The sequence below is a fragment of the Drouetiella sp. genome, from assembly GCF_059504425.1.
Map to the genome: position 1 here is coordinate 14,591 of NZ_JCACIN010000049.1, position 12,284 is coordinate 26,874.

At 49.3% G+C, this 12,284-nt stretch carries 8 protein-coding genes; 2 read left to right on the forward strand and 6 right to left on the reverse strand.

All coding sequences use genetic code 11. From position 1 onward, the window contains the following. The first annotated feature begins 6 nt into the window (after positions 1–6). Positions 7–1,560 (forward strand): hypothetical protein, encoded by a 1,554-nt coding sequence (locus AC5JMP_RS12450; protein WP_495851791.1) that lies wholly within the window; start codon positions 7–9, stop codon positions 1,558–1,560. 109 nt (positions 1,561–1,669) lie between these two features. Here the strand turns inward: AC5JMP_RS12450 and AC5JMP_RS12455 are convergent, their stop codons facing one another. Together AC5JMP_RS12455 and AC5JMP_RS12460 are read right to left on the reverse strand one after the other, a co-directional pair. Beyond that, complete coding sequence (locus AC5JMP_RS12455) at positions 1,670–5,446, reverse strand: alpha/beta hydrolase (protein WP_495851792.1); 3,777 nt, start codon at positions 5,444–5,446, stop codon at positions 1,670–1,672. A 24-nt stretch (positions 5,447–5,470) separates the two neighbouring features. Further along, positions 5,471–6,202 (reverse strand): TVP38/TMEM64 family protein, encoded by a 732-nt coding sequence (locus AC5JMP_RS12460; RefSeq protein WP_495851793.1) that lies wholly within the window; start codon positions 6,200–6,202, stop codon positions 5,471–5,473. 338 nt (positions 6,203–6,540) lie between these two features. Here AC5JMP_RS12460 and AC5JMP_RS12465 point away from each other — a divergent pair, with 338 nt between their 5' ends. Beyond that, positions 6,541–8,103 carry a BamA/TamA family outer membrane protein gene (locus AC5JMP_RS12465; protein WP_495851794.1) on the forward strand — a complete coding sequence of 521 codons (1,563 nt, stop codon included), beginning with the start codon at positions 6,541–6,543 and terminating at the stop codon, positions 8,101–8,103. Positions 8,104–8,440: 337 nt separating this feature from the next. On the opposite strand, the gene AC5JMP_RS12470 is transcribed toward AC5JMP_RS12465, so the two are convergent. The 4 genes from AC5JMP_RS12470 to AC5JMP_RS12485 form a co-directional block, all read right to left on the reverse strand. Then, the gene (locus AC5JMP_RS12470) at positions 8,441–9,814 is read right to left on the reverse strand and encodes an alpha/beta hydrolase (protein ID WP_495851795.1); all 1,374 of its coding nucleotides are present in this window, start codon (positions 9,812–9,814) and stop codon (positions 8,441–8,443) included. Positions 9,815–9,827: 13 nt separating this feature from the next. Further along, on the reverse strand, positions 9,828–11,177 hold the full coding sequence (locus AC5JMP_RS12475; RefSeq protein ID WP_495851796.1) for a C45 family autoproteolytic acyltransferase/hydrolase: 1,350 nt from the start codon (positions 11,175–11,177) through the stop codon (positions 9,828–9,830). Between the two features lie 352 nt (positions 11,178–11,529). Then, entirely contained in the window at positions 11,530–12,003 is a 474-nt protein-coding gene (locus AC5JMP_RS12480) for a T9SS type A sorting domain-containing protein (RefSeq protein WP_495851797.1), read from the reverse strand. A gap of 108 nt (positions 12,004–12,111) precedes the next feature. Then, positions 12,112–12,264, reverse strand: a complete 153-nt coding sequence (locus AC5JMP_RS12485) for a hypothetical protein (RefSeq protein WP_495851798.1) — start codon at positions 12,262–12,264, stop codon at positions 12,112–12,114. Positions 12,265–12,284: the final 20 nt, after the last annotated feature.

Sequence of the window (12,284 nt, forward strand, 5' to 3'; positions counted from 1 at the left end):
GCGATTATGAATCTAGTTCATCGCCTACTGTTCAACGTTCTGAAATATTTAGGGTCTATTATTTTGCCGTTAGCTTGCCTGACTCTGGGCGCTAGCTGCCTCATTACCACAGAGGCTTTTGCTGATATTCATCTCAATGCTGAGGTAGCTGGTTCTAAACTGATTCGAGTCACGAATACTGCGAATAGCGGAGTTGGCTCACTGCGTTGGGCGATCGACCAAGCTAATGAGTATCCAGATGATAATTTAATTGATCTTAGCGGAGTCAGCGGCGCGATCGCGCTTAGCAGTCCTTTACCTAAAATCACCCGTAATTTGAGGATTGTGGGTGATGGTAACGATACCATCAGCGGCAATCACGCCCATCAAGTCCTGTATGTCGAACGAGGAGACGTGACTCTGAGCCACCTGACGATCGCCGATGGCTTAGCTCAAGGCAGCAGCGGACAAAATGGCGCAGGGGGTTCCGCAGGAATGGGCGGTGGACTATTTATTAGCCAAGGCAGGGTCACGCTCAACACCGTTAGATTTGTAAACAATCAGGCGATCGGTGGAGAGGGAGCCTATCGCAGCACCGATAGTCAGCAGGGTGAGATGCAGCAGGCTGAGACAAGACAGGCTGAGCTTCAGCCTAGCCTTCAGGATGTTAAGCCCAGCATCCAAACTAGCAAAAGTAAATTGAAGGTCAATCGAGGGGCAATCCTGGGCGTGAATGGCGTTAGCTTGACGCTAGATCCCTCATCTACAAAAACCAGCCCGATTACCATTGACACGCATAACGATAAACTGTGGGCGAATCGAGGAGCGATCGCAGGGGTAAACGGTATTGGCATCGGGGGCATCGGCAGTATTGCCTTTGGCGGTGGCGGCGGATTTGGCGGATTTGGGAACGCGGGTAACGGCGGCAATGGCGGCAATGCAGGGGTGAGCGGTGGAAACGGCGGCAACGGTGGAAACGGCGGCAATGGCGGCGTGGGAATCTTTGGTAGCTTTGGACTTTGGGAGAATCAAGGCGGCATTGGGACAGTTGCCTTTGGCGGTGGCGGCGGATTTGGCGGGTTTGGAAATGCGGGCAACGGCGGCAACGGCGGCAATACTTCTCCTGAGATGGCGAACGGTGGTAACGGCGGTGATGGCGGCGACGGCGGCTTTGGGGGCGGCGGCGGCTCAGGAGGATTTGGCGGCACAGGGGGAACGATAGGTAATGCTGGAAATCCCGGTCAAGGCGGATTTGGCGGCAGTGCGGGCGGTCTGGGATTTGGCGGCAGCGGTGGGGGATTTGGCGGCGCAATTTTTATCAAATCCGGTCGTCTCATTTTGAGGGAGACTCTGTTTGAGCATAATAGAGCTATTGGCGGAACTGGAATGAGTGCAGGACAGGGTAAAGGAGGCGCAATCTTCATGGTCACTGAAGATTTGATGGAACAGATAGGAACGTTACCTTCACCCAAAGTCATCTCTTTCAAGCAACTGCCGCAGTTCGTAAAAAATACTGCCTCTGATGCAGGACAAACATCGATCGATAATGCGGATATCTACGGGACAATTAATGTGGAATGAGCTACTGTCTTATTTCATCCACCCGATGCCCTTGGATAAAATTTAGGGTAGTGGTATTTAGGTAAGGACTATCAAATTTAGTAGGATGAGCTGAACCTGGCTAGTTCTGCTATTTCGATCGCAGTAGCTTCATCACAGCCCCCGTATTAATGCGAACTTTCTGGATGGGGAAATGGTGTAACACGTCCATGAGCGTGACATTTTTGGGCTTGGCTTTTGCAGCTTCAACCAAAGCAGTTTCAATGGCAACCTGACCATTTTCACCTGATTTTGTTTGAATGAATTCTCCCAACCAGAACAGCCACGCATCCCCTGTCGATGAGTTAAGGATCTCAGCGACCTCAACAGAGCTGACATCCAGCGGGTATTGCAGCGCCGATCGCATATTCTGCAAGGTCTGTTCATCCAGAAATTGAGCGTAGAATCCCAGTGGACTGGTTATCTCTCCTGAATCAACGTAAGTTTGCAGCGTTTCTACAGGCAGCGTAAAGTCGATCGCGCTGACTGCAAAATAGAACTTTTCTGCTCCCACAGCATCAGAGGGGGGAGCTACTAAAGAGTTCTGAAAGGAAGGGGAATTACGAGTAGCGTTTAGGCTCGTAATTTTTAAGCGATCGTGCTGATATTGAAATCCCAAATGGGTTTCGGGAAGAGGGATATGCTTCACTCGAAGTTGGCTAAGGCTAACATCTCCACCGATCGCCGTTGCGTTCAAGTCGCCTGTCACCGTTGCAGAAGTGCTTAAGTTCCCTTCCAATGGCATCGATACATTCATCCACTTTTGAATTGCAGCAAGCGGTAAATTTGTGAGCTGAATTTGTCCGTTGTTGATACTGCCATATTTCCCCGTCAGCAGAATCTGAGTATCTAGATTCTGAATTATTTTGCCTTGACCATCTGGATAAGTTATCCCCTTTAGCTGTAGCGGATGCATCACCACTTGCTGTCCATCATACTGACCACTTGCTGTGATCTCTCGAACTCCATGCTGTTGCCATGACCAATCTTGACCCTGGATATCAAAGCGGGTTGAGAAACCCGATCGCAGTGAGCCAGACAGAGCAGCATTTCCTGAAAAGCGACCGTTTAACGACGCAAGTTCGGGCAACTGATGGGTTGAACTAGGCTGAATTTTTTGAATTTCCGCCAAAACCATTTGGAGGTCACTTAGCTCTCCCTCACTCACTGAAACACTGGCGCTCATTTGCGGATCTTTGTCCAAGAGAGCCTGTCCGTTGAAGCGGTAAAGACTTTTGCCTAACCGGAACTCGCCCTTGTTCAGCGTGGCTATCCGATCGCGATACTGAATCGTACCCGTAAGCTGATCCTGCTCATGCCCTAAACGATTCGACTGAGAAGTGCCAATTGTGGGCTGAGTAACGCTGATTTTTGCGACTCCCTGCGGATGGGTATTGAGAGCATTGAAGTTGAACCGCCCCGACAGCAGACCATTTACACCTTGGATAGCTGGAGAAGCCTGCGTGAGCTGGTAAACAGACTGAAGCGGTAGTTTGTTCACGGTTCCGGTCAACTGTCCCTGATGGTAGCGTCCTTGGAGAGTTGCCTGATCGGACTGAACCTGAAGGGCAACCGTTTGAAACGGGCGATCGATCCAGCCTTGAATTCGATCCTGCGATCCTTTGAGGTCGAGCTGTAACCCTGTTGTCGTGAACTGAACCGCACCTGTCAATGGCTCAAACTGAAACTGATTGAGTGCAAGCCCATCGACCTGAAGTTGCCCTACGAGATGCGGTTCAATCAGGTTTCCTGTCAAGCGTCCGTCAAAGCTAGCAAATCCATTGAGACTGGCAGCCTTGGAGACACTCGGCAATTTAGCTACTAAACCTGCCAAGTCTTCTCTAATCTGCACTGCCAGATCCATCGCTTCGAGGGTGGGCTTTGTTCCGGTGAAACCGAGCTTAACGACACCGCTCAAATGGCTGTTCTGGGTTTCAGCATTGATGATGTGTAGTCGATCGCCATCCCACTGAAATGCTGCGGTCAGCGGTTGAGGAAGAATATTGGTTTGAGAAAGCTGAAGCGTGCCTACTGCGTCTATGGCGTTGGCAGATATCTGTTTCAGCGTACCTGTTACTTTGACCTGCCCATCAAGAATACCTGGCAGAGCTGGATCGATCGCCTTTAGCTGCACCTGAGAACCTTGAATATTCGCGTTCCAGTTCTGATCGGTCAGCGTGCCCTCAATCTGCACAGTTCCAGCAGCTAGATGTAGCGGCGTTGTGTTGATCTGTGCCTGCCATTTACCCTCGATCATCTGCCCTGCTCCAGTAATCGTCCCGCCTGCAAACTTCAGAGAGGTATTCTGTACCCTCAGTCGCTTATCCGCCCAAATGGCTTGTCCTTGAGCTGGATAATCGCCCTGAAGCTGCCAATTAGCCTGTAGATTGGGTCGATCGCCTGTTCCAGTAACCTGAGCCTGAGCCTCAATTTTTCCTAACTTCGTAGATGAGAGAGTTCCAGTCGGTAAAACTTCAGACAAGCCATAGAGCTGCGCCAGCGCATCAGCAGAAAGCTGTTCTGCACTCAAGTTGACCTTTAGTGGAGCCTGATCGTCCTCTAGGGTGATGTCGGCATTAGCTATAATTTTGCCGCCGCTGTCGGGCAGAAACTCGACCTGTTTCAGCGTGAGCTGATCGGTTTCCTTATCCAGAATAAATTGTGCTTGCGCTACTGGAACGGTGAGGCGATCGATCTGAAAGGGTTGAGCAGCCTCAGCCATTCCCGAAAAGATGACGTGATCAAAGGCTCCTGAAACGCGAACATCCTTTGATTTCAGCGCTCCAGTCACCGAAAAAGGCAGATTTAACTTAAAAGTCTGCATAAAATCGGCAGCGCTGACAAACGGCACGGTTGCCCGCAGATCTAAACCCTGTTGTAAATCGATCGTTCCTCCCAGATCAAACGGAATTTTGCCAAAGCGAATATGTCCCTGCTGTACCTGAATTTTCTGTCCGTTAAAGCGCAGAGTTCCGGCAACATCAGAAATAGGATTTGGCTCACCTTTTGCTCGCAAGGCGCCTTGTTTAATCTCTGCAACTCCCTGTAGCGCGATCGGCTGATGCAAAGATTTATTGATCTGGATACGTCCGCTGATCGTTCCTTGGTCTACCGTTACCGGGATAGGTAGCAAGGAAACAAACGGTGCAATTTCTACATTCTGAGTGGTCACTGCAAGACTCACCTTCTCTGTCTTCAGATTGGTCTGCCCTTTGATTCCCCAGTTTCCCTGTCGAAATGCTCCACTTAGATTAAGGGTGAGATGCTCATCGTCTTCAAGTTGGAACGATCCCTGAAGAGGAAGTACTGTCATTGTCCGTTGACGATTAGTATCCGAAACTCGATCGCTCAAGAAGGGGATCAAAGTTACTTTGGCATTCTTCATCTGAATTTGCTTAATTTCCGCAAAATCTCCGCTTTGAAGATTTAGCTCAGTCTCTAACCAATCTCCTTTAGCATTCTGTTCTAGAGAGACTTGCGGTTCAATCAGCGTCACGTCAAGCTTCAACTGCTGGTGTAGCAGCACATCAGCTAGATCAAAGTGAATTTCGACAGCTTTGATGCGCATCTCATCGGGATCGTTTGCAGTGGCAGGAATACTGGATGCTCCAAGCCGCAAGCCAATCGGTGTGACCCGCTCAAGTGCGCCGAGCTGCACCGGGCGATCGAGTGCCCTCTGCAATTCGGCTGCAATTTTAGGGAGAAGCTGGTGGTTTACCTGCTGGTGAATCTGCTGCCCAATCCACTGCGATCCTGCGACTCCAGCGATCGCTAAAAATCCGCCCGCTCCCAGCCCAACGATCAGCCACTGTCTGCCTTCCAGCTGCCGATTTGCTCTCCGACCACCCCGATATTTAAAGTGCGACATGCTGCTTACAGATGTGATAACCGACTAATGACGTGAACTATCGTGATCTGGTTCCACTCGAATTACATCTCGTAATCCTAGCCAATTGTGGCGTTTAATTCCCCAAGTGAGCAACGCCAGAACCGTTATGAACAACCCTAGGAAAGCCAGAAGAACAGGAAATCCAATTGAGATACTAGAGCCAATGAATGTTAGTAGAAATGCACAGGGAATGATTCCTAAAAATGCTGACCTAGCGTAAATTGACAGGGAAATGCCTGAGGTTCCTGCCGCATAGCTCATCAATTCATAGGGCAGAACAGGCAGCAGATGCACCACAAAAATTAGCCAGCCGATGTAGCGATCGCCCCGATGCGTTGAGAAGTAGATGACTTTCCCCGTTAATGCCCGCATTGCCGATCGCCCCAAGGTACGCCCAATAAAATAGGCAAGCAGGCTGCCTACAGAGATGCCAATCACCGCATAGATACCTGCCGTCATGGGTCCCCAAATGGCTCCTGCTGCGATCGTTGCAGGAGTGCTAGGAATGACACTAACCACGATCGCCACAATCACAAAGCCAATGTAAAACAGAACGCCCCAGATGCCTTGCTGTTGAATGAGCTGAGTAATTTGCTCAGGCTGCGACCAGTTAATATGGGACTGCGAAATCACCCAGATGCCTGTTGCAATACATACCCCCAGCACAAGCAGAGCGATCGTATTTTGCAAGCTAAAGAACCTGGCTATGCGAGTTTTTGACCTCAAGGGTTCCATTAAAGCTCCTGCTTTTTAAGGTGCCTCCTTCAGAAGTATAAAAGATTCACAATAGAGATTTCTTCACCCATCCGTCTAGCCCGACGGGTTGAACTTTTACTAGCGCGGCATTCTCACTTTAAGAGCAACCGCCAGCTCGCGACCTTTCATGGCATAATCTAGAAAAATCGGCGGCTCAACCAAGGCGTACATCTCAATTATTGGTGGTATTCAAGTAATAATTTTTTGTGGCATAGACTTTGCCCGCGCCACAAAAAATTATTACCTCCTGGAGAATACTCAATCATCAACTAATAGTGATGTAACATGAGATTATTTTCATTCACCGATAGAGATATATGTCAGTACCCTTAGCTTATTATCGATCGGTACTTTTGTTCACTACGGGCTTGTTAAAAGTAATCTTATGGGATTCCCTATTTGCACCTGCAAGTTGGGCACAGTCGATGGAGACAGAACAAGTGCTGCAAACTCCTAATTATCCACTGGAGCTTGTTCTAATTGGTGAATCAGATCATAAAGGAGCGGCTGACACCCATGAGATTAGAGTGCAAGGTGTTCAATTGCCACTTCTCTATCAAGCTGCGACACCCCCTCAACCCACAGCAGAAATTTTGCTCGATCGCCCTTCGACTCAAGCCGCAGATTTGCTGCCAGAAACTCAAGATGTTGAACAGACAGACGGGCAGATTGATACCGTAGCTTCGGTACAGTTTGCCGATCTCTCTCAAGCCATCACGATTGAGGAGCAGTTTGCTCAAGTGCAGACTGCTCCCGCCGATTTACAAAATGATTCGTTCTCCTTTGGCTTTAACACTCATCTGTTTGATCCAACGGCTTTGCGAGGCTCCCTCCGCACTAGACCTGCACGTACTCCAATCAAAGTGACAGGCTTAGCCGCTGCTGTCAGCCTCAATCAAGGCTTAGGCAATGGCAATGCTCTCAACTTGGTGGTGGAAGGAGGAGAACATATCGTTGCATTTGATCTCGGCTTCACTAGCGCTACCGATGATCCTCGACGTGGATTTGGAGTCAATCTCTCTAGCCAGCAGTCTTGGTTTCCTGCTTTTCGGGGTGGGGATAATGATTTGGATTTACCCAACGGAAATACACCTTGGATCGATCGCTTGACTGGAGGTGTTGAGGTACTCTTGCCGCTAGGGAGTCAGATTGATTCTGCGATCGGCGTTTCCTATCAACGGGTAACAGTGCGCGACGAGCTATTCACCTCTAAGGTTTTTGCTTCTGATGAAGATGGAAATTCTTTGACCATCGATGATGATGGCGTGGATGACTATATTACCCTCAACTTTGCTGCCCTGCTTGATCGGCGGGACGATAGAACGTTTCCTACAAATGGCTTCATTGCCCGCGCCGGGGTGGATCAAGGCTTTAAGATCAGTGGTGATGAACTGGCTTACACGCGGCTATCAGGGAGTTTCATTCAATACCTGCCCGTCAATTTTATTGGGTTTGCTCCGGGGCCTCGAACTTTAATTTTGCAACTTCAAGCTGGCACAATCCTGGGAGATGTTCCACCTTACGAAGCCTTTAATATTGGAGGAGATCACTCTGTTCGCGGATTTGATGAAGGGGGAGTAGGAACAGGATCAAGCTTCATTCAAGCCGCTGCTGAGTATCGTTTTCCTATCACTTCTTTTGCTGTTTTCTCTCGAAATATTCGGCTAAGAGGATCGCTGTTCGTCGATTACGGAACCGATTTAGGTACAGCCGATGAGGTAATCGGCAGACCTGCCGAAGTGCGGGATAAGCCGGGTGATGGTTTCGGCTTTGGCATAGGACTCAATGCTGAATCTCCATTTGGAATGGGCAGACTGGAGTTTGCAATCTCGGACGATGGGGATAATCAAGTCATTGTCACGATCGGCGATCGCTTTTAAATGCCTATCCACCCAAACTCTGGCCCTAGGGCGTGTTTTAAAACTGGTTGGGAGGGTTTTTTTTTCGGGCGCTCCGCGCCCGAAAAAATAACTTTTAAGACACGTCCTAGGTATAGCGATCGCCAGTAATTCTTGGGGTAGGGGCTTAGCAATGCTAAGCCCTTGCAGATCGGTTGTGCAGGTTATTTAATCCACGATCGTTAGGACATTTTGGTAGGGCGCTTCGCGTCCCACCAAAATGTCCCCGTCCCAACCGCCTTGGCGGTTGCTATACCTCAACGCAACATTTGGAATCTCACACAGCAGTTCTCACTGTCTAGGATCGTAAATTCAGACATTAACCCGCTGGTTGGTTCTCGCAATTACAAACCTCTTTGGCAATGGCAGCCTGCACATTCACTAAAAAGTCCTCCAAGTTTTGAGCCTCATTAACAACTAACCCTCTAGCTCCACCGGAGGCTGCGACCAGACGCGCCAGTCTAGCTAGCCGCATTCCATCCACATACATCTGGGGTAGCGGATAGTTTTGCAAGAACTCCAGGAAAGTGACGTGATTGTCATCACGGGCTGAAAGGATCAGTGCCGATCGCAGCGCCTGAATATTTGCCTTACCTGAACCTGTTTGAACAATCTGACCCACTTCAAACAGAGCAAATTCTCCCAAAACATTGCGGAGATTTTTATCCAAGAAGGTAGCATCCACCTTCACGCTTCGATTGAGCAGCGTTTGAACATTCTCTGGAGAAACTTTGGCGAGTCCGAGTAGAGACTTGAGCGATCGCGATGGCTTTCCTGTCTCCGCTAAGGTCGTTAAATCGGCGATGCTCAGCGATCGCCTTAAGGGGCCGTACTTAACCACTATCTCCTGAGCTAGCTGAGGAGGAGTGTAGTCGGATGATGCCTGAACCAGTAGCGGAGTTTCCTTAGCTCTAGCGCTTGCCATCGTTCCAGTCATGGGCTTAGAAAAATTAGCTTGAAAACCTTTTAATTTTGGCAGGCTAGCCAAAAGACTAAGAGTGTCAATTTGGCTGGACTGATAGGCTTCAAAAAGCTTCTTAGCAGATGCAGTAGGCAAATCAGCTGGCGTTGAGGACATTAGAGCAGGTCCCGACTCGACTCCGCAATCGCACACCAGATCTTCAAGCAATCCATCTGACTGTTGCAAGATGGGTTGAACTCGTTCCACAAACAAGCTGACATCGCTGTGAACGCGATCGAGTCTGCCTAAATAGACTTTCACGTCTGACTCTGGATACTTATCAATTAACTTCAGAATCGAAAAGCTATCATCATCTGCCAACGCGGAGATTACAACGGTTTCCAACGCATCCAATGACTCACGACCATAGGGTTCGCCCATGAGATGATTGAGCTGGAGAGCCAGAAACTCGTTTAAGTTGGAATTGAGCCTTAGACTAATCTTAGGAACGATCGGTTCATTCAGCAAACGACGAGCTTCGTCTGGAGTCAGAGGAACTTTTTGAAAATAGGCTTGCAAGTTGTCAGAAACTTCAGTGCCGTTAGCAAACTCTAAAAACTCTTGATTAGAAACAGGAATGCGCGTGTCTAGATAATTTAGAATCACGGTCTCGGCGGCATCCGCTCTTCCCACACTGCATAAGAGACTAGCGATCGCCCCAAGCAACAGCCCTACAGCCCGGATGAACACTGATTGAATAAATTCTGATTTCATGCGTGAAACGTTCAGCATTGCTTTCCCTTGGTTAAAGCGCAGGTGTGGAACAAGGCACTGCATTCGGCAGTCCAATCATCTCCCCGAATGAGAAGCAAACAAACGGATTTTCGGGCACTGGAACACTGCCACCTGCCACCCAAAAAAGCAGCCGCTTGTCATCGAATAGCTCCTGCCGCAGTGCGCCGTTGCCTCCGACGCTGACATCGTCGTCAAACACAGTCAAGGGGCTGGATTGTAGGGTAGTGGGATTAGTGCGATCGCGCAGAATCTTCACCATCACTTCTGGATCAACTTTGCCATACTCTGTGTAGGGAGTGTTGGATTCAAGCAGTTGCTCTAGACGCTTGAACCGAGACAGCGTTGAGCCTGAAGGCGTAGGATCCTTCCCTGCTGTTGCTGGGGCGACAAAGTGATTCGTCATGTAGACGGTGCCATTGTCGCGAATTTCCCGAATACCCAGCTCTCGACCAAGAATCTCAAACACTCCAGCCTGTTGAGATTTTCCATCCGCAATCAGGATCAAATTGGCGCGGGCGCGTTCCCAAGTATTCATCAACGTCTTGGCTTCATCATAGCTATGAGCCTGTTTCATAATCCGCGCCATCAGCTGCACATTGCTGGCTCCCCTAAGCGAAATGTCATCGATGGTTCGAGGATGTGCGGTATCTAAGGAGATAGATATGCCTTCGGCATTGAAACCAGAGTTGGGCCACACCGCTCCGGGGATACCGATGAACACATGGGGAATTCCATCATTGGGCTGGCGGATGAAAACAGTTGGATTTTTTACCCAGTAATCGACCGGCTTTTTATTATTATCCAGGGTGCGAGCATGATAGACCTCACCATCGCTTGAAGCGTCTCCCAAGGCTACAAAGCCAGCACAGCCGTCATGGAATAAAATCGGCGGTAGTAAGTAAGCAAATTGCTCTTGAAACACGTCGCCATAGGCTAAGACCATGCAGCCATCAAACGTCAGACCAATATCTTGAGTCGCAGATGACAAACCTCGGCATTCCTCAATCACATCAGGAAACGATCGCCGCATAGCCAACCGCCCCAACGCCAATCCTCGACCTGCAAAACTCAGTGCTTCGATCGCTTCTTTACCTATTGAAGCAATCTCATCATGTAGTAAAGTGCCGTGCTGACGACCCATCTCATAAGGCGTTCCTTCTAGCCAGACGACTTTAATCGCCCCCCTATCCTCGCGGTGAGAAGCAACGGGCTGCCAGGTGCCTTGAGCAGGCTGCCACATGGGCCGCTGAGCTGGAGCAGTTTGGGAAATGCTGGGGCTTGCCTGGATACCTAAAAGTAGGGCTACAGCACAAGCTAGAATCGCCAGAGCTGAAAATCTACGTCGAATGAAATCGTTCATGGTGCGATCGCTCTACCTACGGATATATCGGATGCCCTTGCCTCGCCGCTACTTGAAAAGCTGAAAGCCTCTTCACAAGCAACCAAATGCCCGCTTTGCAGTAGAGCTGAGAAGATGATACAGAATCAGACCATTGATGACAAGTCCAACAATCACAAGCCCAACGATTACACCAGCAACGATTACACCAGCAATGATTGACAAGATAACAAGCATAGTTACCCCTGTGGGTATCTGCGCGTAGTCATAATTTGCTGCTAAATTTCCTAACTTCTCCCACAGAAGTCCGCAATAGGAGAGCATCCATCAGAGAAGCAAAAGTCTATATTCTCTGATAGAGGCTTCTGGCAGATTAACTAAACAAGTTAGCGCCACGTCTAAATCCAAGGAGATAGGGAACGCTTTGCCCCCCGCTCGTAATCCGAACAAAGTAGGTACCACGAGCTAGGGTAGCGGTAATAGTTTCAATTTCTCCTCCCTCTATTGTTTGGCTACGGATACGTCTACCGCTACTCTGCTGTAGCTCAACCCGCAATTCAGGAACAAATGCGCTGAAGATACCGCCAGCCTCCTGATTTCTTGTGGAGAGGCGAACTGGAGTACGGGTATTTAATGTGAATCGGTAAAATATTGGATCATCTTCGCGAGTGCCCACTCGTCCAGCATCTTGAAAGCTCGATCGAGTGATGCGGATGGCTTGACCTCTCGTTGCCTTGGAAGCGCTTAGCGTAGTTATTGCGCCGCCTTTAAGCAAAGAGGTTGACTTAATCGAAGCGCTAGCTAAGCTGGAGAAACTGCTGTCTGCGCCGAGAGAAGTGAAGGTCATAGGTATCCCAGGACTTATATGAACTTGGGAGATTATAGGGGTCTGGCAACAGCATAATCTTGAACAAAATCACTATTTTTGGAAAATTCCAACTATGGCTGTATTCCCCTAGGTTAGGACGATGCGATCGCCAAGCTGTAACCCGGAATTGATTTGGATGCAAGCTATAGCAAACGCCAAGGCGGTTAGGACGGGAACATTGAGGGTAGGGGGCGCAAAGCGCCCCACCCTAAACGCCCTAAGCAAACTGGCGACAGCCATAACAGACAAATAAAGCAGCG